Raw genomic sequence first — 22,479 nt, 5'->3', positions numbered from 1 at the left:
TTTGCCAGAGTTGGTGGCGATCTGATAAGTTAAAATGATTGAGTGAGGCCGAATTTCGCCGCTTGCGCGCCCTTTGTTGGGGGCGATGTTGCCGAGTGAAGTTGGGCAGAGTACAACCGCAACGTCTTGACGCTGCCGGTGGTACTAGGGACCGGCTATGCCATCATAGCCATCAAACTACTGCTGACGCTTACTTCTTCTCGCCCTTTGGGAACTTGCAATGGGATTGTTTGATCGACTTCGTAATGAACTGATTGACATCATTGAATGGATTGATGATTCAAACCACACACTGGTCTGGCGATTTCCTCGCTTTAATAATGAGATCAAGAATGGTGCTCAGCTGATTGTACGACCTGGCCAGCAAGCCATTCTGGTCAACGAAGGACAGATTGCCGACGTTTACGGCCCCGGTCGTTACGTTTTGAGCACACAGAACATGCCCATCCTGTCGACGTTGATGGGATGGAAGTACGGTTTCGAAAGCCCGTTTAAGTGCGAAGTCTATTTCGTCAGCACTCGTCAGATCACCGATCTGAAGTGGGGCACACCCAACCCCATCTTGTTGCGTGATCCTGAATTTGGGCCGATCCGCGTTCGCGCCTTTGGCACGTACTCCTTGCAGGCGGTGGACGCAAAAGCACTGCTTACCGAAGTCGTTGGCACCGATTCAAACTTCCAAACGGATGAGATCACCGAACTGATACGTTCCATGATCACTTCGGCCTTTTCCGAGGCTGTGGCCGAACTACAGATCTCTGCTTTGGATCTTGCGCAGCGCTACAGCGAGGTCGCCAAGACTGTTCAAGAGAAAGTCGTCGAGCAGATCGATGACGAGTATGGGCTGAACCTGCCAAAGCTAGTGGTAGTCAACGTTTCGCTGCCAGAAGAAGTCGAAAAGGCCGTCGACACGCGCACCAGCATGGGAGTGATTGGCGACATGAACCGTTATCAACAGTTCCAGATGGGCAACGCGATGACGCTGGCTGCCGAAAACACCGCCGGTGGAGGCGCGGCCGAAGGCATGGGATTGGGCGTCGGTTTGGCAATGGCCAACCGCATGGTTCCCGGTGGCATGATGGGCGGCGTGGGTGCTGGTGGAGGAGCCGCAATGGGTAGCGCTGCACCGCCTCCGCCCCCTGGAGCCTGGCACGTGGCCGTCGATGGGCAAACCCAAGGTCCCTTCGGAATGCAACAACTTGCCGGAGGAATCTCAAGTGGACAGGTCAGTCCAGAGACCATGGTCTGGACCGCAGGCATGCAGGGCTGGCAAGCAGCGGGCACGGTTCCTGCACTGGCACAGCTGTTCAGCAGTCAAGCGGCACCACCTCCACCACCTCCAGCGGCACCCCCAGCGAGTTGACAGGCCAATGCTGCGAGCAAGACGTAGAGTGCCGTGCTTGCACGCACCACACCCATTGGATTCTGGCATTGCTGCGTGCCAACGCACCGGACCTCGCTCACTCGTCGATCTTCAAATCCATGCACGCATGGATTCTGCAATGAACGATCGCGACGACGAAGCGTCATGGAGCGTTTACTTGAGCTTCACTCGGCACAAGTAGCTATCGGCAGTGATGTACAAGTACTTCTGCTCGGGATCGAAGGTGCAATTGCTCGTGCGTCCTTCGGTCAAAATGCGTCCCAGAAGTTCGCCCTCGGGGGTCATGACATAGATCCCACCGGGACCGCTTGCGAAAAGGGTGCCGTCTTTGGCAACGGCCAGACCATCGGGCAATCCGGGATAAGTCTTCATCGCTTCGGCGGCATCTTGCAGTTTCTGTCCTTTGCCGAGAGTGCCGTCATCGTTGATGGGAAATTTCATCCAGATCGGGGCCGCTGGATCGCTTTGCGCGACATACAGGGTTCGATTATCGGGCGAGAGTCCGATCCCGTTGGGGCGAGTCATCTGTTTGGTCAGCAGGGTCAACTGGCCGCTTTTGCTGAGACGATACACACCACAGTAATCCATTTCGCGGCGTGGATCGATGGCCCGTTCGGGCAGACCGTAAGGTGGATCGGTGAAGTACAAGTGCCCCTGTTTGTCAAAGACCAAGTCGTTGGGGCTGTTGAAACGTTTGCCTTCGAACTGGTCGGCAACGGTTTTCTTGCCGCCACCCTTGGTCAAGACGGAAATACGGCGGTCACCGTGCTCGCACATGGTCAGGCGACCTTGCGAGTCGAGTGTCAGGCCGTTGGTACCGGGCTCGAGTCCATAGTAGGTCACTCCGGTGTAGCCGCTGGGGCGCATGAACAATTCGATGTTGTCTTGGGGGCTCCACTTAAAAATGCTGTTGCGTGGAATGTCCGAGAACAGCAAGTGGCCGCTGGCTTGATCGCCAACCCAAACGGGGCCTTCGGTCCAAGTAAAACCACCGGCCAAGACTTCGATCTTGGCGTCAGCAGCGACCAGCTGCTTCATTTTCGGTGTCAAGTATTCGATGTGCCCGATGGATTGAGGTGTTTGTGCATCAACGGGGACAGTGGCGTGCAAGGTCATGCCAAGCACTAGCAGGCAGAAGAGACTTCTCATGGGAACGATCTGGATGGACAATCTTGGGGAGGGGAGGGATCAGCCACTTGCGGAATATCGCCAGCGACCAGCAACGCAGGTTGGAAGGCATGAAGAGACGTCAGCGGGAGGCTGACGCCGGGCCGCAATCGTGAGACTATTCGGCGTCTTTCAGGTTTTCCGATTCACTTAGTGTATCTGAATCCGGATCCGGTTTGCGAATTTGGGCGCGAGGTTTTTTGGTTTCCGTGCCAGGTACTAGCCACGGTCCACTGTTATGTTCTTCGATCAATCGCATTAATTCAGTGTTGTCGATCGATTCCACTTCTAGCAATCGCTGCGTGATCGCTTCCAGGACTTCCTCGCGTTGTTGCAAGATTTCTCGCGTGTCGGCGAGAGCTTGTTCAACCATTCGAGCGACTTCGACATCGATTTTGCGAGCGGTATTATCACCGTATTGTGAGGCCCCGACCTGGCCGGGTGCGCCAGCCAAAAACGCGGATCCAGTCTTTTGACGATAGTTGATTCGTCCCAGCTGGCTCATGCCGTAATCCATGACCATGCTGCGAGCGATCTCGGTGCAGCGTTCCAAGTCATTTTGGGCACCGGTGCTGATATCTTGCAGCACCATTTCTTCGGCAAGCGTACCGGCCAGCAAGACCTTCATGCGTGATTCCAATTCACCTTTGGTCATCAGGTAGCGTTCTGAATCGGGGCGTTGCATGGTGTAGCCCAGAGCCGCGAAGCCACGGGGAATGATGCTGACTTTATGAACTGGATCGGTGTTTGGCAGCGCGGCGGCAACCAGTGCGTGGGCGGCTTCGTGATACGCGATGCGAATTTTTTCGTCCTCGTTCATCACGCGGTTCTTCTTTTCCAGGCCTGCGGTCACTCGGTCAACCGCTTCGTCGAACTCTTCGGCGCTGACGGCAGTCTTGTTTGCGCGTGCGGCTAGCAGAGCGGCTTCGTTAACCAAGTTAGCGAGATCCGCACCGACAAACCCACTGGTAATCGATGCGATTCGGCGTAGGTTCACGTCGTTATCGAGCCGCACTTGTTTGACGTGAACATTCAAGATTTCTTCCCGGCCAGCGACATCGGGACGGTCCACCAAAACTTGTCGATCGAAACGACCGGGACGCAGCAAAGCGGGATCCAAGGTTTCCGGTCGGTTGGTTGCCGCGATCACAATGACACCATTGTTGGGCTGAAAGCCATCCATTTCGACCAGCAGCGCGTTGAGCGTCTGTTCGCGTTCATCATGGCCGCCGGCAACACTGCCCGAGCGACTCTTGCCGAGCGCATCAAGTTCGTCAATAAAGATGATACAGGGAGCACGGCTGGTGGCTTGTTGGAACATGTCTCTGACGCGAGCGGCACCCACACCGACAAACATCTCGACAAAGTCGCTTCCTGAGAGACTGAAGAACGGCACACCGGCTTCACCTGCAATGGCTCGTGCGAGAAGTGTTTTGCCCGTCCCGGGAGGCCCCACCAGCAAGACGCCTTTGGGAATTCGACCGCCCAGTTCCTGGTACTTTTCAGCGTTCTTCAGAAAGTCCACCACTTCGCGAACTTCTTCCACTGCTTCATCGATCCCTGCCGCGTCGGCAAACCCCAGCGAGAGGTCTTCTTGGCCGTGTAGCTTGCCGCGGCTTCGTGAGAACGACATTGGCGAACCGGCTCCGCTGACGCGGCGCATGATCATGAAAGCGATGAACAAGAAGGCCCCCAGCATGACCAAGTTAAACCAGTTCTTGGCCAGGAATTGGTTGGGGTCGTCGTTATCCCACAGAATACCTGACTGATCGATCGCCGCTTGCAGGTCGCGATCCTGCTGCTCGCTGTTGACTTTGATAAAGGTATAGAAGTTCGATTTCGCTGGGATGTTTTCAGGGTTATTGCGGTCGGCGCCTTTGTTGCCCAAGGAGCGAAACATGACGGTGCCGGTGACCTTGGTTTCAGAGAGTTCCAAGGACTGCAATTCAGAGAACTCCCAAATCAGCTCCGGATCACGTGGCGAGGTAACTTCGATGCGGATCGCTTGCGATTTGGCTGCAGAATCTTCCGAGGCGTTTCGCTCGGCATGCTGATTGAGCATTGTCATCAGCGTTTGGTAGCGCATTTCGCGCCCTTTGCGTCCCAGCATGCTGACGCTGACCAGGACGAAGAGCACAACCAGGATCAGAATGATCCAGATTCCGCTGCCGCTGCGAAGTTCACGAGATGGGCTTTTGTTCTGGTCTTTTGACTCTTTCTGGGGGCGTTTTTTTTCACTCATCGTTTTGCCACTGAACCCAAGATGACCGCTGGCTGAACTCTAGACTATGCCTAACAATACGCCTGCGTTGACCAAAGGCAACAGAAGGCCGACGCTGCGACTAGAATTTGTCTACCAGGAGAGGTTTGGGAAAGATTCCTGAGGGATAGGGAAAAGGAAAGGGGTGACGCGTGCCCGCCATGCATCGCGACTCAGAAAAGACTGCTGGGAATGTCGGTGTCGCCATTGCGACTGAACTCCGTGTTTTCTATTGTCCGCCGCGTCCAGCTGTTCTGCAACCTGTGGTCCGACTTGAAAAGCATGCCGCTGATCTGCCCCTTCGAGCGAGAGTTTGCCTTTGGCACGCCCCGCTGGCCATTCATTCACGCCGATAAACTCGTAACTTGTGACATCGTTTATGCCGCCGCTTACCACATCTGGTTGCGTTACTGATGCTGCCGGCAATTCCCAGGACCAGAGTACCCAGGGCCAGGCGGATCATCAGCAGTCTGAGAGCGCCGGCCCATCGAAGGTCAATGTTGCGGTTCTCGGGGCCACCGGCAGCATCGGCACAGCGACTGCCGACGTGATCGAGAACTTGCAGCGAGTCGATCCGCAACGCAACTGGCGACTTTGGGCCGCATCAGGGCATCGCAACCTTGACGAATTGAAGACCATTTCGGAACGATTCCATCAACAAGGCCAACCGCTGCAACGGCTGATTTTCTCCAGTCCGGAGGCGATTTCCTCAGCACAAGCGGCCACTCGATTCGCTGATTGTGGCCTCAGTGAACACGCATTCGCGTTCGGACCCGAAGCCTTATGTGCAGCGGCCAGCGATCCGGCGGTCGATATTGTGGTTGCCGCAATCGTGGGACGCGCTGGCCTGGAAAGCACTTTGGCGGCTGTCGAAGCCGGAAAACGCGTGGCGTTGGCAAACAAGGAAACCCTGGTGGTCGCGGGCAGCCTGGTGCAGCGGATTCAGGAGTCTTCTCGGGCGCCCATTCTTCCGGTCGATAGCGAGCATTCGGCGATTTTTCAGTGCCTTGCTGATTCCAAGGCGGTCCCTACCAAGCTGATTCTGACCGCCAGCGGGGGGCCCTTTCGCGCTGCAAGCGTTGAACAGATGCAGAATGCGACGCCAAAGGATGCCCTGGCACACCCCACATGGCAAATGGGCCGGAAAATTAGCATCGATTCGGCCACGATGATGAACAAAGCCCTCGAAATCATCGAAGCACGTTGGTTGTTCGACTTTGCCGCCGATCAGATCGAAGTCATGGTGCATCCGCAGTCAATCATCCATTCGATGGTGGAATTTGCGGACGGATCGACGATCGCTCAGCTCAGTCCACCCGATATGCGGCTGCCGATTCAGTACGCTTTGACCTATCCGCAGCGAATGTCGTGCCCGGCACCCGCCTTGGATCGCAGAAAAACCTATGATTTGACGCTGTTGCCCGCTGACCAGGAACGTTTTCCAGCGTTAGCGTTGGGTTTCCAGGTCGCCAAAAGCGGTGGAACCTCCGGAGCGGTGGTCAATGCGGCCAACGAGGTTGCAGTGGAATCGTTTTTGAATGAGCAAATTCGCTTTACTGACATCGTACCGCTTTGCCAAAAAGTGCTAGAAAACCATACTTACGACCCCAATCCATCGCTGACACAACTCTTGCAGGCCGATCGCTGGGCTCGAAAGGAAGCTCAGCACTGTGTCGGCTGAGCCCCTGAAAACGCGCTGGCAGGCGCTGCTCGACGGCAAATGATTGCCAAATGTCGGTGATTCCCCTGCCAAGATCGCGACCTGACCGGCGATTATCTGTTGTCAAACCTTCACGGCTGGTCGACTTCATCACTTATTCCTTGCTCGAACTGAAACCCAATGCTTAGTGACTCGCTTCTTTTGTTGTCGGACAGTGAACCCGAAGGCCTAGTGGCTTTAGGTAGCCAAATCTTGCTTTGGTTGCGTGTGGCGATCGGGATTGGCGTCGTCATCTTTGTGCACGAACTGGGACACTTCGTGGCTGCCAAAATGTTTGGCGTCAAATGTGAGAAGTTCTATGTGGGCTTTGACCCGCCACTGAAGTTTGGTCCCATTCGGCTGCCGAGCTCGTTGATCAAATTTCGGTACGGTGAAACCGAGTACGGCATCGGTGTGGTGCCGCTGGGCGGGTACGTCAAAATGCTTGGTCAGGATGACGACCCGCGACGGATGCAAGAGGCCGCCGCGCTGGCAAAGCAAGTTGAATCAGAGGACGAAGAGGGCAGCGAGTTAGATGACGCTCAGCCCACCGAAGAGCAGATCGCCAACGCGCCCTTGGATCCCCGCAGTCTGCCTGCCAAGCCCGTTTGGCAGCGAATGATCATCATGAGTGCAGGAGTGTTCATGAACATTGTCACCGCTGCGATGTTTGCGGCCCTGGCGTTCATGAACGGCGTCGATTACACCCCGGCAATCATTGGTGGCACTTCGCCCGGTAGTCCCGCTTGGCAAAGTGGGATTGAGATCGGCGGTCAAGTCGTCGCCGTCGATGGTCTTGAAGACAACCAAATGCACTTTCGCGAAATGCAATCGGCGATCTTGCACACCGGACTGGAAGATCCCGATCGACGCATCCCGTTGTCCCTGCGATACGGCGACGACGTCAAAGACTTCAATTTGGCGACGGAGCCCATCAGCGGCAAAATCAAGCGTCGCGTGATTGGGGTCAAGCCAATCGATGTCCCCAAGATTAGCAAGTACGTTCCACCGCTCGCTGGGACCGCCTTTGCCGCGGCGGCCACCAAAGAAGACATGGGTTCTGTAATCCTGTCCTACAACGGCAACGCGCTGGATCAAGAAGACATTAAAGGTGCCGTTCCGCTGCTGGATTACCTGTTCACCCATCCGGATGAACCGATCCAGTTGGTCCTGAAAAGTGACGATGAAGGGGCGACTGAGAAAACCATCTCCCTGCAGCCGCAGGCGTCAAAATGGTTGGGCATCCGACTCTCCGTTGGCCCCGTTACGGCGCTGGTGAAAGATGGTCCAGCGGAAGCAGCAGGATTGAAAGTCGACGACGCCATCCAGGCCCTCAATGGAACCCCTGTTAGCGACGGGGAACAGTTGATCGCGGACCTGGCAAAGCGAGAGCCAATCACGCTGTCGGTCAAACGCGGTGATCAGACCGTGCAGATTGAGATCACACCCAATGATCGACCACAGGTAGAGGCACCCACATATGGCAACGGCGATGCTGCAGCCATCAATGCCTATGGGTTTGCGTTCAGCTTGCCCGCAGTGGTACAAGCCTTTGACGAAGCCGCAGTCGATTCCGGCGACGCACTGCTTCCTGGCGACCAAATCATTCAGCTCGTTCCCGCTGGGGACAATGAATACGGAAAGCTGATGGATGATGAGATCACCGAGCGAATGGTAAAACTGCTTGCCGAGGGCTGGAAGATCGACGAACTGCATTCAGCGTTCTCGTTCTTCGAATCCATCCAGTTTCTGCCGGAGGGAACTCGTTTTGAAGTGATGGCAAAGCGGGACACGGCAGATCAAAAAGATGTGATCGTGAAGACCGTTTTGAAACTCACCCAAGACGATCGCAATCGGTTTGATCGCGGCCTGTACTTGGAACCGCTTACACGCACTCAGTACTCAACATCGCTGGCAAATGCCACCGTGCTTGGGATGCGTGAAACCAAGCGGCGCGCTAGTGACGTCGGACGATTTTTACGCATGTTGGTCTTTGGTAAAGTTTCGGCTGACCAAGTCGGTGGCCCGATCAAGATCTTTGACTTCGCTGGCTCCGCCGCCGAACGCGGTTTCTCGGAACAACTGCTGTTCCTGACGATGCTGAGCGTGAACTTGGCGATCTTGAACTTCCTGCCGATTCCGGTTCTCGATGGTGGTCACATGGTCTTTTTGACCTGTGAGGCCGTGATGGGGCGCCGAGTTGACGAACAGATGGAAATGCGACTGACCATGGTCGGCGGATTAATGCTCCTGTCACTGTTTATCTTTGTGATGTTCAATGACATCATCGGGCTCTTCGCCAACTGAGTGAATCGCGTTTAGCAATGCCCCAGCCCAGCTAGCACGCTCGGGCTGGCTGATGTTGCGCTTGCCCGGTTTTTATCATGGCCAACGCGATTTCGCCAAACCGGGACTGGGTTCGTGGGGTGCTGTGCTTGCACGCACCAAAAAAAGAAAGAATGCCATTGCAAATGCTCAGTGCTGCAAGCACGGCACCCTACCTGGCTCTGCTTGTGGGCGCTGGGTGGAGGGGGGGCGTTCTGCGGGTGGGTTGATCGGGTGGCGGAGTGATTTAGAGTGGGCCGATTATTGAATCCGCACAGCGAGAGGGGCAAATTGCTGTGTTTTTAAATCACCTCTATGCACAGCAAGCCCCTGATATGAAATCAACGCTTTCCCCAGCCATCTTTATCATGGCAACGCTCCTTGCCACCTTCTGTCTGGGTTCCCGCACTGACGCCGGCGTGCTCACTTGGTCGGATGCGTCCTTTGTTGATGCCGCTCAGATCAACAATCGTGGTGATCTTGTCTATGCGTTGAACTTTGGGTCTCCGGTGGATGTGAGCGTCAACGACGTGCTTTTCAAAAGCTCCCGTGCAGGTGATTTGACCGACAGCAATCCGCAGGCTTCGCCGATTGCACCGTTGATTCAATTTGGCAGCAACGACAATCAGAACGAATACATCGGGGCGGCGTATGGTGGTCTAGGTGTGGCAGGCATGACGATTGCCGAGGAAGTTGATCTGCTCAATAGCTTTGTGTACGACAGTTCGTTTCAGGGAATCGGTTTTCAATTGCGCGGGTTGACAGTGGGGCAGACTTATCAATTCCAAGCGTTGGTGGTTGATAACCGTGGTGACACGAGTATTCAGAGCCGATCACTGCACTTCGGAAGCAATTCCCCGAACACTCCCAGCCCATGGTACGGTTTGCTCGTCGATTACACGTCCAACGTGTCGAGCGGCAAACCCTATGCTCGGCTCGTTCAGACCACCTTCGTTGCCGACTCAACGACCCAGCCGTTCGCGACAGGTATTCAGAACCGCGGCGAGATACATTTCAATGCGATTCAATTGCGAGACGTGTCCAACGTTTCCGAAGCCATCGTCGTTAGCATTGTTTGCGATTGGAGTGAGCGGATCGATGTTCATTCGCCGCCGCCGTCGTTAGACCTCCCATCTGTTAAAAACAGCGCGTCACCGGCGTGTTTGGGAAAGCTGTGAACGAAATCAAGGTTGGTCCTGCGATTCGGTTTGCTTAAGTGTCAAAGTGTTCATCGTCGGGATCAAAGTTTGGCAGCGAGATGATCAGGACTTCCATGTTTCCGATCGCTCGGTGTCGCACGTTGGGCGGAATCACGACCGTCATTTTTGGCCGTAACGCGTGCCGCTGTCCGTCTAACTCGATCTGGGCGTCTTCATCACAGCTGAGCACGACATAGACTTCTGAGTGCTGGCGATGGTAGTGAGTCTTGGCGTCGCTGCTGATTGAGGTCAGGTGCAGGGTGCCGGGAAAGTCGTCTCGGTCTGCGAGTGCACGGCGAGCGATTCCGCAAGGGCAGGGCACCCCAGGCAGGGCCGTCAAATCAATCAGTTCTGGGCTCTGGCGACCTGCTGGAGCGGACGTTTGGACCTCGGCATCGGGTCGATTGGAATCGTTCATCGTTGGAATAACTGGCGCGTTCCAAGGGAGAAAGTCGGCATCAAGCAAGGATGCGTGGCGAAAAGTAGCGTTCGAATGGCTGATACGTTAAACTAACGCTCCCCGCCTTTGTATCCCACCCAGTAATGCTTTGATGCTACCAATCCCTTCTTTCAGGCTGTCGCCAGCCGTTCTGCTGTTGACTTGCGCGATTCTGGCCAATCCCAGCTTTGCCATCGAATCGGTCTTATCGGAATCGGACGCGATGGCTGATCTGAAAGCGGTCCAAGCGATCCTGGTTTCAAAGTGTATCGATTGCCATGGGGCTGACGAGCAGAACGCCGACGTGCGTTTGGACCAGCTTTCGACCGACTTAGTCAGTGATCCCAAAGGAGCCGAGACTTGGCATGACGCTTTGGGCGCGATTCAGCGAGGAGAAATGCCGCCAGATGATGCCGCCCCACTGACAACTGCTGAGCGTCAGGTGCTGGCCGGATGGATCTCCAACCAACTCAATCGATTGACGGCGGCTCGGAAAGCCACCGGTGGACGCGTGGTTCTGCGGCGGATGAATCGACAGGAATACCAAAACACGATGGTTGACCTGTTGGGCGTTGAATTGAACTATACCGAGAACCTGCCTCCCGACTCGGTCAGCGAAGAAGGCTTCATGAATAATGGTTCTGCATTGCGCATGTCTGCATTGCAGTTGGAATACTACCTTCAGGCCGCACGGCGCGGTCTGAAGTCAGCCATCACCGAGGGACCAGCACCGGAACCGTTTTCGCACTCGGCCAGCGAATCTGTTAGCGACAAGAAAAAGGATCACTGGACCACTCGGCTAGGACGCAATGGTCGCTTTGTGGCTCGTGTCCCGGAATTTCCCGATACCGGTGCATTCGAGATCCGAGTCAAAGCACATGCAGAGATTCCGCCGGAGGCGCCCTTGCCAATCATGCAGGTGCAATTTGGCTTCCGTTCTGATGTTCGAGCACCGGCAAAGATTGTTGCTGTCACGGAAGTCGCGAACGAGGAATCGAAGGAGTTTGTGTTTCGTGCTCGTTTAGAGGAGTATCCGATTCAAAGTCGGACACAGAGCAAGTATCCGGGAATGTTGATCTGGATTGACAACGTCTATCAGGATGGCAAGCGCGCACCCAAGCCAGTGCAAATCAAGGAACAGGTTGAAGGCAAGAAAAAGCCGGTGACCCGATTGCATTATCCTGAGGATCCCGAGTTCCCCAAGATCGTGATCGAAGAGGTGTCGTTCAAGGCGCCTGTTTTCGCCTCCTGGCCGCCCAAGCATTCCCAGGACATTCTGCCACGACAGCCTGATTCGCCGAGCGATCAGCGACAAGCGGCCAGCGAAGCCATCGACCGGTTCTTGCCGCGCGTGTTTCGACGTCCGATTCAGGACCAGGAACGCGATCTCTTTTTGAACTACTATGACACCGTGCGTCAATCAGAGGAAAGCTTTGTTGCGGCGATGCGTGAAGTATTCGCCATGGCGTTGATCGCACCGGACTTCCTGTATCTCGCTGAGCCCTCATCCCAGCAGCACACGATCACAGATGATCAGCTCGCCTGTCGATTGTCCTATTTCCTGTGGAGCACGATGCCGGATCCGCAGCTCTTTGAGCTGGCGAAAACGGGACAGCTGCATCGGCCCGAGGTGCTGTCCGAGCAAGTTCAGCGGATGCTGGCCGACGATCGCGCCAGCCGATTTCTTGATAGCTTCAGCAAGCAGTGGCTGGATCTGGCGGGTGTGGATCGGGTCGCGATCAACCCGGAATACTATCCCGGTTTCGACAACGCTTTGAAGCCTCTGTTGCAACGTGAAACGCAAGCCTTTTTTGCCGAGATTGTGCGGCAAGATTTGCCCGCAACGCAATTGCTGGTGGCTGACTTTACGATGATGAACCAAGCGCTGGCCAAACATTATGGCATCGACGATGGACCACGCGGGACAAGCTTTCAACGCGTTTCCTGGGGGCCGCTGTCTAGTCGCGGCGGGCTGCTAGGGCAGGGCGCGATCTTGATGGCCAACTCCACGGGTGAAGATTCTCATCCCATTAAACGCGCCGTCTGGATCCGTGATCGATTGCTTGATGACCCGCCAGCACCACCGCCGCCGGATGTTCCTGACCTGGATCAAGACCTCCCCGAACTGGCTTCATTGCCACTGAAAGATCAATTGAAGTTGCATCTCGAAAATGATGCCTGTGCCGATTGCCATCAAGCGCTTGATCCGTGGGGTGTGGCTTTGGATTCCTTTGGCGCAACGGGCTTGTTGCGAGAGAAAATCATTCGGCTCAATCCCAAAGATCGCAAGAAGCGGCTGCAACACGATGTGGATGATGCCGTCACGCTGCCCGATGGGACGGATGTCAAAGGGATCGCTGAATTGCGGCAGTATTTGGTCGACCAGCAATCGAAAGCCTTCGCTCGAGCGCTCAGCAAACGCATGCTCTCGTATGCTTTGGGGCGATCTTTGGAATTCTCCGACGAGGAGACCGTTGAGCAGCTCACCCAGCAGTTCATTGCTGCCGATTATCAAATTAGCGAGTTGGTTCGGTTGATCGTCTGTAGCGATCCCTTCCAGCGTTAGGATCTAGCCTTTACTCACCTTAGGTTTTGTGATGTCAAAACACACTCTTCGTCGGCGAACCATGTTGCAAGGTTGTGGTGTTGCGTTGGGCTTGCCCTTGCTGGATTGCATGGGCAGTGAGTCGATCGCGACGAACCGTCCCAAGCGACTATGTGCGGTTTACTTTCCGTACGGCGTCGTGATTCGAAAACCCGAAGAGACCGAGGCGGCCAAATGGAATTGGTTTCCCAATGGCAAGGGAACCGACTTTCAGTTCAACCCCGGCCATCAGTCGCTGGCGCCGCTTCAGCAGGATGTCACCGTTTTCGGCGGCATGTCGCATCCCAATGGTCGCAAGATGGACGGCCATGATACCGCCGACACCTGGTTGACGGCCGCAGAATTGACCGGCGGGAAACTGCAAAATTCAGTTTCTATCGATCAGTTGGTGGCGATGAGACATGGGCACAAGACACGCTTTTCGTCGTTGGTCATGTCAACCGACGGCGGAGTGGGTGAACCGACACGTTCAAGCACGCTCTCGTTCGGCCGTAACGGTGAACCGATTCCAGCAATCAATAAGCCACGTTTGATTTACGATCGCTTTTTTGGCCATGATGCAGCGTCGGCGAAACAACAACGCCGACAATTGCAGAGTTCCAAAAAGATGTTGGACCTGGTGCTGGATCATTCGCGGTCGCTGCAGCGTCAATTGGGTAAACATGACCAGCGTAAACTGGATGAATACTTGCAGTCCGTTCGGCAAATCGAGCAGCAAGTCGAACAATCCGAAAAGTGGTTGCATGTCCCCAAGCCACAAGTCAATGCAACGGACTTGAAGCTTGATGCAGACGATTCGACTCCGGGGGAATTGATCCGCACGATGTACGATCTGATGTTTCTTGCCTTGCAGACCGATTCAACGCGAGCGGCAACGTACCAGATTGGCAACATGAACGGTGCGACTTCGATCGCGGGCAAGTTTCCACAGTTGCTGGGGTTTGCGAACAAAATGCACGCCTTGGCACATGGAGCTCGGAAAGGCGTCAAGGGCGCAGAGGATCTCGGCCGGTGGGACCAGTTTCTGACCGAGCAGTTGGCTCGGTTCTTGAATCGGTTGAAGTCCACTCCTGAAGGTGACGGCACCTTGTTGGATCACACCATGGTTCTCTATGGCAGTAGCAACAGCCATACGCACAATAACACCAATTATCCCCTATTGCTTTCCGGTGGTCAGCGACTTGGTCTGAAGCACGGCCAGTATTTGACCATGGACTCCAGCGTTCCGCTCTCGAATCTGTTTGTGACGATGTTGAATCGATTGGATACGCCTGTCGACCGATTCGTCGATAGCACATCGGAGATTGAAACGATTCTATGACGCGGAATCGGGTTTGCGCGTCGTCTACGGCGAATGGGCGTGATGGTGGTTGGCAAGAATTGACTGCGTCTGCCGGTTGAACCTGACTTGCTGGCTGAACACGTCTTGCTGGTAGAACACAGCCTGCCGATGGACTAGTCTATTGGCCGGCGGTTGTTCCTGATCCATGCTTTCTTTTTTAGGCGGTTTCCCAGCACGATGAAACGTTATTGCATTCTCCTTGCCCTGTCGCTGTTTTGCTCGACGATGACCAACGCCCAGCAGCGGTGGAGCGTCAAACAAGGCCAGTGGAAAGAGAGCCTTGCCAAGTCGAGCGGAATCGACGTGTCTGCCGATGGAATCAGTCCCGCCGACCGTCAAGGAAGCGCGGAGACGGTGGTTCATTCGTTTGAGACGTTACAGCAGGCCACGGATCTCACTCTGGTCCAGTCACCGCTGTGGCTGAACTGGCAACCGATCACAAACTTAGGGCCATCGAATTTGCAAGACGCCCCGGTGATGTTGACCGTTGGGCCGGGAAACTATTGGATGTTTGGCCGGTATGGAAAGCCGCGTCCAGGCAAGGGAAAAGGAAAACCGGCAAATTCAGCGGCCGCCTTCGAGGCCAAGCCAGCAACGCTTGCCGGGTTCGAGATGCCGCTGCAAACGACGCCTTATCCCAATCAGTTTGATGCGCCGGGTGGATTGCAGAAAGGCACCGGCGGCTATCATGCTTGGCAAAGCCGCGACATGAAAAACTGGGTTCACCATGGTCCTGTCACCGAAGGGTTTGCACGCTGGGTCACCAGTGCGGAATGGGTCGACGGCAAAGCCTACATCTATTACGACTTTCCGAATGACCAAGATCCTCATGTCTACGTCGACGATGATCTGTTTGATGGCAAACCAGGCAAGAACATGGGCATTGCCGTTGCTGATCCTTCGCACGGTTCGGACGCAGGGTTCATTCGCGATCTGGATGGGAACATGCATGTGATCATTGAAGACTGGAGCCCGATCAACGCCAGCAAACGTTCGTGGGATTCCCCGCTGGCCGGACATGCCGTCAGCTCGGATGGGCTTCGCAATTTTGTCTTCAAGAGTCCGCCTGTCGATGAGCGAACCAAGCCCACCGGCGAGGTCGCCACGTACAAGCATCCCCACTGGGCCAAAGAGAACCCGAAGCGTTTCCCATCGAATGTTGCTGAGTACAACGTTCACGCGCCCGAGCAAGAGGCGTATGGTGATTGGGCGCCCATTTGTGTTGGCGGGCAGTATTACTTGTTTGGCGACTATGATCCAGCTGGTGGACATCAGATGAGTGTTGGTTGGTTTACCTCCGCTTCGATTGATCAGCCGTTTTCTTGGTGTGGCAAGATCGGCAACGGGCATCCTGACCCCGATGTTGCCTTTGCGGAAGGCAAGTTCTATCTGGCGACCCAGCAGGCCACCGACTTTATCAGTTCTGGTCCTTGGGTGGAAACCGTCCAGGCGCGTGTGGGTGTTGACACCGATGGTGACAAAGTGATTGATCAGTGGACCGACTGGGCCGAGATCAAAGAAACGTATGACTACACGCCGGGTTATTCCAAGCAGATTGCCAAGACGCCGGCGCAGTTGGATTTGAGTGACTTGCCGAAGGGGTTTGGATTCCAAGTTCAATTGAAACTTGAGGACTCAACGGAGAATGAATCCAAGCCCATTGTCCAGTCGTTGCAGATGTCGTTTAAATAACGCCCGTCAAGCACAGCAACAGGGTGGCCACACCGGCTGGAATGCACCAGTAGGCAAAGTAAGAAAGCCGCTCTTTGGCTGCCCACCCGATCAGCCACTTGAGCGCTGCGATGCCAACCAAGAAGGACACCGCGGCGCCGATGGCCAGTTGTGCGATGCTGTACTCAAGCGGCTCACCAGCTTGGATCAACTCGTAGAGGTCTTTCAGCTCTAGGACGCTGGCGCCGCCAATGGCTGGAATCGCCAGCAGAAACGAAAACGTGACGGCGTCTTCGGTTTTCAGTCCGATCAACCGACCGCCAAGGATCGTTGACCCGCTGCGGCTGATTCCAGGCAAGATGGCAAAGGCTTGAAAGCATCCAACCAAGAGGCTGGCGGCAAGTGTCATGGCGGAGTAATTGCCCTTGCCGATCGGCATTTTTCCCAGGGCGATCAGCAGGCCACCGGTCACCATGAGCATCGCTCCAGCCAGCAGTGGGCTGGTCAGCAGATCAGGTGCTAGTTTCTTGAGTGGCAGTCCAACCACGACCGCTGGCAGAGTGCCCACAATCATCAGCAAGATGACGCGGCGATTGCGACCGATCAGGTCCACAATGCGTTTCCAAAACACGACCAGGATGGATCCCAGGGTCCCTGTGTGAAGAATGATCTCCATTGTGGGTGATTCCGCAGGCACTTGGCCGGTCAACGAATTCATGATCGCGCCCAGAATGACGAGATGTCCCGATGAACTGATCGGAAGGAATTCCGCAATCCCCTGGACAATTGCCAAGATGAACGTTTCAATCACAATGAAGTCCGCAAAAGGAACAAAGGGTGCTGTCGCCTATAGATTCCAGCGAAATGATGATGAGGATGTTTCCGGCAGATCGTGCTGGCACCCAAGCATCGCAAAGAACAATTAAAAATACAGGCAAATAAGCTTTGAAGGATTCCGAAATGTCGTCGGCCGATCAAGCGGAGCCATCCGATCCTCCGTTTGAAGCGAAAACGGCGGTTGTACCAGCAGATGGACTAGAAGCAGACGTGCCAGAGACAGCCAATCGCCGTATTCCCGCTCATCCGGCGCTGCAAGTTGTGCGTGGATTTTGCATGGGAGCTGCCGACACCGTGCCAGGCGTCAGCGGTGGAACTGTCGCATTGATCCTCGGGCACTACGAACGGCTGATCCTGGCGATCAGTTCATTGGACCGGCATTTTGTGAAGCTTGTGTTGCAGCGCAACGTGAAGCAGGCCTTCCTTCATGCTGATCTTGGCTTTTTGATTCTGATCGGCGTGGGCGTGGTGGCGGGGATCATTTCGCTGGCTGGATTGATGCACACGTTGCTTGATGATCATTTGCCGGCCACATTTGCGGTGTTCTTCGGCATGATTTTGGCAAGCGCTTGGATTGTGCGGCGGATGATCGGTCGTTGGGGCACTGCTCAGTGGGCTGGGTTAGTCGGCGGCGGTGTCGCCGCCGTGGGAATCAGCCTGGCCAGCCAAATGCCCGGCAGTGATTCGCTGGTCTACTTATTCGTTTCAGCGATGATCGCGATCTGTGCCATGATCTTGCCGGGCATCAGTGGCGCCTTCATTTTACTGTTGCTGGGCGTTTACCATCCGATCACCGGGACGCTCAAGGAGACCGTTAAGGGCAGCGTCACGGGCGAGAATCTGGTTCAGATTGCAGTGTTCTGCAGCGGCTGCCTGTGTGGACTGTTGGCCTTTTCGCGTGTCCTGCGCTGGCTACTAAAGCACCATCATGATACCACCATGGCCGCGTTATGCGGATTGATGGTCGGCAGCATCTACAAGTTGTGGCCGTTTCAAACGCCCACGCCGGAGACGGCAGATTTAGAGTTCAAGCTGCGAGAGTTCCAGCACCTGGCGCCGCAGAATTGGCCCGGCAATAGTTGGCTCTTGATTGGTCTGGCGCTTGCCTCAACCCTGTGCGTGCTGGTGATCGACAAACTGGCTGCCAGCAAGCTTCGCTAGCCACTATTAAGCATTGGCAGTGGCGAATACGGACGATGCCTTTCAATCACTGGGGGACGTCAGGTAACTGGCTGACGCGTCGATTGAAGATCGAAGGATCGTTCGGGTTTGTGACCTGCGGCATGCGACGAATGCCGCTGGAGGCCGATTGTGGTTGCGTTTCGCTGGCTGGTTGCTCGTCGTCGGCAAATTCAATGAAGCTGCTTTGTTGAATCGTTTGCGATTGATTCATCGCCGGACCCGAGGGCTGTTGCGAACGCAATTCGGCAGCGGTCTCGAACACCCAGCTTCGGAGTCGTTGAGTGAGTTCTGGGGATCCGCCGAGTGTTCCCTTTTTTCCACCATGGCCGTCGCCGGAACGGACCAGAATCCCACTGGCCTGTGGCTGGAGTCGGTCGACGTACCTGAGTACGGCAGCCAAGTCTTGTTCGACCGCATTCTTGGCGGCAAAGGAAACATCAGCTCGGGAGCTGAGCTGGAAATCGGATGGCGAATCTGGGCCTCGGCGATGGCAACTGGCACAGCGATTGACAAGGACAGAGTGAACGCTGGTTGCGAACCAATGTTTGTTCTGGCTGGAAAGCGGAACGTATCGAATGGGGTTCGATGGCGTCGCTGCGATGCCTTCGCTGGCTGGTTGAATGTACTGAGTTGAAGCAACCGTGCCTTGTTGTTGATTGGTTTCGAAGCCGGCGTTTCGCACACCAGAGGCATTGGCAATCTGCTTTGACGAATCCAGTGATTCCTGCAAGCGAATGGCGACCGTTTTGAGATAGTGTTTGGTCAGCGGGTCGTGCGGATCTAGCTTTTTCGCTCGAATGGCGTCTTCAGCGGCTCGATCCAGCAGGCCGACTTTTAGAGACCAGCGAATGTCGTCGTGAATCTGTTGCAAGTCCAGGTGGTGGCGATTGCCAATTCGCAATTGATACAAACCATCCAGCGAGGGCTTGATGTCCACCACTTGATTGCTGGGAACGCGGAGCGCGGAATCCTCACTGCGATGGATGACCACCCAGTGTCCCGCTCGTTCGATCTGGCCGGCGAACACGTTACCGTTGGTCAGCAAAACGTAGTGTTGTGTCGGCTTGGACGCTGTCTTTGGAGTCTCCGCAAGTGTTTGCGAAAACGGCAGGTTCAGGGAATCCTGGGCTGTTGCATCGGTCGCGGCAGCGATCACAAGGCTGGTCAGGATTGAGAACAAGGTGCCCAGTTTACAGAGCCGGCGCCACTCGTTTTGGTTGGTATTGTTCATGGCCTTTGAATAGCCATTTGTGGGATCCGGGGTCAAGTCCAGCTTGCAGCTCTGCGGGAAACGGACAGCGATCGGTTTTCGGTTCGCACCGGCGAACCGATGGAGTCGCGTTTTGCCTCTGTGGCGGCGGGTTCCCAGGGTTGCCGCTGCTGGTGGTTCGCAAAATGGAAAGCCAGCGATGGCGGTCTTCCCATGGGGGATGGGAATCCTGTTGCGTCGCTCGCTTTCGACTTGCTAACAACGTGCCACACCATGGGGCAGTTGGTGTGCGAAGTGATGATGCAATCATTGCTGAGTCCAGCGTTTGACCAAGGACGGTCTGCGCGCCGGTCCAGTTGCTCCTGATTGACCACTGATTACCACGGGGCATGATTCGTCGATGCGATGGAAAGATCGTTTCCGCTACCCACTGGATTTGATGAAGGCCCGTCGATGCTTGGAGAATGCAGCGACGGCGCGGACGCAACAAAGAGAGCAGGCCCGCGGCGACCACTGGGAGGGTGATCAGGCTGCGAGAGTTGTTTTGGACCTGCATCATACGACACTGCTGTTTGATGGTGCCAGGCATTTGCAGTGCATTGCCACTCATGCCTTGCGCCTTGATCGGAGTGTGATCTTGCGTTGTCGAAAGCGTCTGTTGGGCTTGATTGCGCACAAAACGCATGGTGCAGAATTCCTGTCGATGCCCAACGTTTATTGGCAACGTGTGCGTCGTGAAGGTCAACGCTGGGCTCACCAGGCGGAGGACTTGGTGTTGACGGATCGCATTTCATCGGCAGATCAGGCGGGCAACCAAGCTTGGAGCCTGCTCTGCGGTCGCGATCAGATTGAAGGACTGCCGGTGATGCCGTATCCCATGTTCCCCTGTCACATTACTCGGGCAACGCCACAGTACTTGGCAGAGCAACGTTCAGCTGACAAGGCCGGCGTGTTCTTTGCAGGAAACCTGCAAGCACGCTACTCGCGAGACACCATGGAGCGTGATTTCAAGATGCTCTCTCGCGGGGCCATCGTGACGGCGCTACAGGAACAGTTCTCCGGTCGGATTGGAAAGACCGCTGCAGCGGGCAATCCTGATGCCATCGTGTTGCGAGATGCGACCGAGCATCCGATTGCGAGCGAGCAGTGGCTGGCAACGCTGGCTGAGCATCAGTTCTTTGTCTGCTGTCCCGGCGTTGCACAACCGGTTTGCCATAATGTCGTTGAGGCGATGTCGGTCGGTTGTGTTCCACTGGTCGAGTATGGCCATCGCATGCACCCTCCGCTTCAGGACAATGTGAATGCGATTTGCTTCGAAGGTCGTTCGGGGTTGATTCAAGCGATTGAACGCATCGATTCGATGAGCGATCAGCAGCTGCGAACGTTGTCGGCCAATGTTTGTGCTTATTATGATCGGTACCTTTGCGGCAGTTCCTTCCTAAACAAGCTACAGCAAGCGTTGACGGTGCCGTCGGTGCATTCCACGGCACGGATGATTCTGATGCCCTTTCATTCCGAGAATCTGTTTGATCCGGTGCAGGTGCAGCAGATCTGTCAGCAGGGCGTGCAACCAATCAGTCAACAGGGCGGCACAGCCTCTCGCGCCGCCTGACGGCGTTCTGTTGGAACTCGCCGTGGCATCTTGACGACTGGCAGTTCGGTGGTGAAGATTCAGGCAGTGGTTGGTGGCCGATGGTTGCGGCAAGAGATTGTTTGCGTCGCGCGCGGTCCGCCATGACTTTCGACACCAAACACCCACTGTGGATGAACTGAATGCGCGTCTTGGTGACTGGACCGGCTGGATTTTTAGGCGGCGAAATTGTTGACCAGCTCTTGCAGCGTGGTGATACCGTGGTTGGCGTTTCTCGAGGCCAGTACCCCGAGCTGTCTGCTAAAGGCGTTGACTATCACCAGGGCGATTTATGTGATCCCCAGGTCGTCCAGAGCGTGTGCCGGGATGTTGACGCGGTGATTCATACCGCTGCGATCGCTGGCGTGTGGGGCGACTACGAACGGTTCTACCAAATCAATACCCAGGCGACGCTCAATCTGATCGAAGCCTGTCGTCAGCAGGCGATTGGTCAGTTGGTTTTTACCAGCAGTCCCAGCGTGACCTTTGATGGCCAGGATCAAAAAGGCGTCGACGAATCAGTGCCTTATCCAACCAAGTGGCTCTGTGCTTACCCGGCCACGAAAGCATTGGCCGAGCAAGCGGTGCTGCAAGCTCACGAGCCAGGCCGACTGAACACCTGTGCTCTCCGGCCGCATTTAGTCTGGGGCGAGAACGATCCGCACCTGTTGGCCCGGGTGATTGATCGGGCCGGTTCAGGGAAGTTGAAAATTGTCGGTGATGGCAAGAACCTGATTGATACCGTGCATGTGATCAATGCCGCTGCCGCTCATCTGGATGCGCTCGATGCGTTGGTGCAGCGACCCGACGTCGCCGGTGGCAGAGCTTACTTTATCGCGCAAGACGAACCGGTGAACTGCTGGGATTGGATTGCAACGATTTGTAAGCTTGGCAAGGTGAAACCGCCTTCAAGACGTGTCCCGCTGTCGGTGGCGTACAGTGCCGGCTGGATGCTGGAGACGGTTTATCGAGTGCTGGGGCGTCAGCAAGAGCCACTGATGACGCGGTTCGTGGCCGCACAGTTAGCCAAGGACCACTACTTTGATATCTCGGCCGCAAAAGAGCGACTGGGTTACAAAGTGTGCATCAGCATGCAAGAAGGGTTGGAGCGACTTGAGGCAGCCTGGGCAGCGTCGGACATCTGAACATACCGGTCGTTCCGCTTGGAGTGATCGCAGACGTTGTCGCTATGGTTTGTGTTGTTCAATTCAAGCCAGTCAGATGCGTCACGCCGCATGCTCGTGTCAATCGCGGTGTAATGCCGCCTCTGACCTGCAGCGACAAGAATCATTGCGGAGCACTCATCTGAGCCGCAACTGCGGACGATAGCTACTGTACGAATGGCTGCCTTGGCGAAATTCCTCTGACAGACCTCCCCCAATCTGCCAGTCCCAAACTGATTGACATGACAACGTGTGATCATGCTTGGTGCTGTGCTGCTGTCATGGGACAACATCCAACCTTCCCATCTGCCCTCCCTGCAGATCGGATGTTGAGATTTCGATGGTTGCCAACTTGCGATGACACAA

16 protein-coding genes are annotated in these 22,479 nt (G+C 55.5%); 11 read left to right on the top strand and 5 right to left on the bottom strand.

Annotation, left to right across the window (positions count from 1 at the left end; all coding sequences use genetic code 11):
- Positions 1–220 precede the first annotated feature (220 nt).
- Complete coding sequence (locus tag SV7mr_RS13330; protein WP_145272864.1) at positions 221–1,363, top strand: SPFH domain-containing protein; 1,143 nt, start codon at positions 221–223, stop codon at positions 1,361–1,363.
- 174 nt (positions 1,364–1,537) lie between these two features.
- On the opposite strand, the gene SV7mr_RS13325 is transcribed toward SV7mr_RS13330, so the two are convergent.
- Together SV7mr_RS13325 and ftsH are read right to left on the bottom strand one after the other, a co-directional pair.
- On the bottom strand, positions 1,538–2,533 hold the full coding sequence (locus SV7mr_RS13325) for an SMP-30/gluconolactonase/LRE family protein (RefSeq protein WP_145272861.1): 996 nt from the start codon (positions 2,531–2,533) through the stop codon (positions 1,538–1,540).
- A gap of 136 nt (positions 2,534–2,669) precedes the next feature.
- The gene (gene ftsH, locus SV7mr_RS13320; RefSeq protein WP_145272857.1) at positions 2,670–4,793 is read right to left on the bottom strand and encodes an ATP-dependent zinc metalloprotease FtsH; all 2,124 of its coding nucleotides are present in this window, start codon (positions 4,791–4,793) and stop codon (positions 2,670–2,672) included.
- A gap of 210 nt (positions 4,794–5,003) precedes the next feature.
- Between ftsH and SV7mr_RS13315 the strand changes: the two genes are divergently transcribed.
- The 4 genes from SV7mr_RS13315 (at position 5,004) to SV7mr_RS25380 (ending at position 10,013) form a co-directional block, all read left to right on the top strand.
- Positions 5,004–5,225, top strand: coding sequence for a hypothetical protein (locus SV7mr_RS13315; protein WP_145272855.1), 222 nt, complete (start codon positions 5,004–5,006; stop codon positions 5,223–5,225).
- A complete protein-coding gene (gene dxr / locus SV7mr_RS13310) occupies positions 5,191–6,492 on the top strand; it encodes a 1-deoxy-D-xylulose-5-phosphate reductoisomerase (protein ID WP_145272852.1) in 1,302 nt (433 codons plus the stop codon). Before SV7mr_RS13315 ends, dxr begins: the two co-directional genes overlap by 35 nt.
- A 159-nt stretch (positions 6,493–6,651) precedes the next feature.
- On the top strand, positions 6,652–8,817 hold the full coding sequence (locus SV7mr_RS13305; protein ID WP_145272849.1) for a site-2 protease family protein: 2,166 nt from the start codon (positions 6,652–6,654) through the stop codon (positions 8,815–8,817).
- 314 nt (positions 8,818–9,131) lie between these two features.
- Positions 9,132–10,013: a hypothetical protein gene (locus SV7mr_RS25380; RefSeq protein WP_419187346.1), complete on the top strand. Its 882-nt coding sequence runs from the start codon at positions 9,132–9,134 to the stop codon at positions 10,011–10,013.
- A 34-nt stretch (positions 10,014–10,047) separates the two neighbouring features.
- On the opposite strand, the gene SV7mr_RS13295 is transcribed toward SV7mr_RS25380, so the two are convergent.
- The gene (locus tag SV7mr_RS13295; protein ID WP_145272843.1) at positions 10,048–10,452 is read right to left on the bottom strand and encodes a cupin domain-containing protein; all 405 of its coding nucleotides are present in this window, start codon (positions 10,450–10,452) and stop codon (positions 10,048–10,050) included.
- 133 nt (positions 10,453–10,585) lie between these two features.
- Between SV7mr_RS13295 and SV7mr_RS13290 the strand changes: the two genes are divergently transcribed.
- The 3 genes from SV7mr_RS13290 (at position 10,586) to SV7mr_RS13280 (ending at position 16,112) form a co-directional block, all read left to right on the top strand.
- Complete coding sequence (locus SV7mr_RS13290; protein ID WP_145272840.1) at positions 10,586–13,039, top strand: DUF1592 domain-containing protein; 2,454 nt, start codon at positions 10,586–10,588, stop codon at positions 13,037–13,039.
- A gap of 31 nt (positions 13,040–13,070) precedes the next feature.
- The gene (locus SV7mr_RS13285; protein ID WP_145272836.1) at positions 13,071–14,399 is read left to right on the top strand and encodes a DUF1552 domain-containing protein; all 1,329 of its coding nucleotides are present in this window, start codon (positions 13,071–13,073) and stop codon (positions 14,397–14,399) included.
- Positions 14,400–14,597: 198 nt separating this feature from the next.
- Positions 14,598–16,112, top strand: coding sequence for a glycoside hydrolase family protein (locus SV7mr_RS13280; RefSeq protein WP_145272833.1), 1,515 nt, complete (start codon positions 14,598–14,600; stop codon positions 16,110–16,112).
- On the opposite strand, the gene SV7mr_RS13275 is transcribed toward SV7mr_RS13280, so the two are convergent.
- Positions 16,105–16,902 carry an undecaprenyl-diphosphate phosphatase gene (locus tag SV7mr_RS13275; RefSeq protein WP_145272830.1) on the bottom strand — a complete coding sequence of 266 codons (798 nt, stop codon included), beginning with the start codon at positions 16,900–16,902 and terminating at the stop codon, positions 16,105–16,107. The two genes, SV7mr_RS13280 and SV7mr_RS13275, sit on opposite strands and share 8 nt — an antisense overlap.
- Before the next feature lie 149 nt (positions 16,903–17,051).
- Here SV7mr_RS13275 and SV7mr_RS13270 point away from each other — a divergent pair, with 149 nt between their 5' ends.
- Positions 17,052–18,089, top strand: a complete 1,038-nt coding sequence (locus SV7mr_RS13270; protein WP_145272827.1) for a DUF368 domain-containing protein — start codon at positions 17,052–17,054, stop codon at positions 18,087–18,089.
- 46 nt (positions 18,090–18,135) lie between these two features.
- Here SV7mr_RS13270 and SV7mr_RS13265 read toward each other — a convergent pair whose 3' ends face one another.
- The gene (locus SV7mr_RS13265; protein ID WP_145272824.1) at positions 18,136–19,341 is read right to left on the bottom strand and encodes a hypothetical protein; all 1,206 of its coding nucleotides are present in this window, start codon (positions 19,339–19,341) and stop codon (positions 18,136–18,138) included.
- Between the two features lie 379 nt (positions 19,342–19,720).
- Between SV7mr_RS13265 and SV7mr_RS13260 the strand changes: the two genes are divergently transcribed.
- Together SV7mr_RS13260 and SV7mr_RS13255 are read left to right on the top strand one after the other, a co-directional pair.
- Positions 19,721–20,932 carry a hypothetical protein gene (locus tag SV7mr_RS13260; RefSeq protein ID WP_145272821.1) on the top strand — a complete coding sequence of 404 codons (1,212 nt, stop codon included), beginning with the start codon at positions 19,721–19,723 and terminating at the stop codon, positions 20,930–20,932.
- A gap of 161 nt (positions 20,933–21,093) precedes the next feature.
- Entirely contained in the window at positions 21,094–22,095 is a 1,002-nt protein-coding gene (locus tag SV7mr_RS13255) for an NAD-dependent epimerase/dehydratase family protein (protein WP_145272817.1), read from the top strand.
- Positions 22,096–22,479 lie beyond the last annotated feature (384 nt).

This window comes from Stieleria bergensis, from assembly GCA_007745635.1.
GTDB lineage: Bacteria > Planctomycetota > Planctomycetia > Pirellulales > Pirellulaceae > Stieleria > Stieleria bergensis.
This window is presented reverse-complemented; position numbering and strand designations above follow the sequence as displayed.

Bases quoted from the DNA above. Each gene is read 5' to 3' on its own strand.
- SV7mr_RS13330 (WP_145272864.1), top strand. From the start codon at position 221: ATGGGATTGTTTGATCGACTTCGTAATGAACTGATTGACATCATTGAA.
- SV7mr_RS13325 (WP_145272861.1), bottom strand. From the start codon at position 2,533: ATGAGAAGTCTCTTCTGCCTGCTAGTGCTTGGCATGACCTTGCACGCC.
- ftsH (WP_145272857.1), bottom strand. From the start codon at position 4,793: ATGAGTGAAAAAAAACGCCCCCAGAAAGAGTCAAAAGACCAGAACAAA.
- SV7mr_RS13315 (WP_145272855.1), top strand. From the start codon at position 5,004: ATGTCGGTGTCGCCATTGCGACTGAACTCCGTGTTTTCTATTGTCCGC.
- dxr (WP_145272852.1), top strand. From the start codon at position 5,191: ATGCCGCCGCTTACCACATCTGGTTGCGTTACTGATGCTGCCGGCAAT.
- SV7mr_RS13305 (WP_145272849.1), top strand. From the start codon at position 6,652: ATGCTTAGTGACTCGCTTCTTTTGTTGTCGGACAGTGAACCCGAAGGC.
- SV7mr_RS13295 (WP_145272843.1), bottom strand. From the start codon at position 10,452: ATGAACGATTCCAATCGACCCGATGCCGAGGTCCAAACGTCCGCTCCA.
- SV7mr_RS13290 (WP_145272840.1), top strand. From the start codon at position 10,586: ATGCTACCAATCCCTTCTTTCAGGCTGTCGCCAGCCGTTCTGCTGTTG.
- SV7mr_RS13285 (WP_145272836.1), top strand. From the start codon at position 13,071: ATGTCAAAACACACTCTTCGTCGGCGAACCATGTTGCAAGGTTGTGGT.
- SV7mr_RS13280 (WP_145272833.1), top strand. From the start codon at position 14,598: ATGAAACGTTATTGCATTCTCCTTGCCCTGTCGCTGTTTTGCTCGACG.
- SV7mr_RS13270 (WP_145272827.1), top strand. From the start codon at position 17,052: ATGTCGTCGGCCGATCAAGCGGAGCCATCCGATCCTCCGTTTGAAGCG.
- SV7mr_RS13265 (WP_145272824.1), bottom strand. From the start codon at position 19,341: ATGAACAATACCAACCAAAACGAGTGGCGCCGGCTCTGTAAACTGGGC.
- SV7mr_RS13260 (WP_145272821.1), top strand. From the start codon at position 19,721: ATGCGATGGAAAGATCGTTTCCGCTACCCACTGGATTTGATGAAGGCC.
- SV7mr_RS13255 (WP_145272817.1), top strand. From the start codon at position 21,094: ATGCGCGTCTTGGTGACTGGACCGGCTGGATTTTTAGGCGGCGAAATT.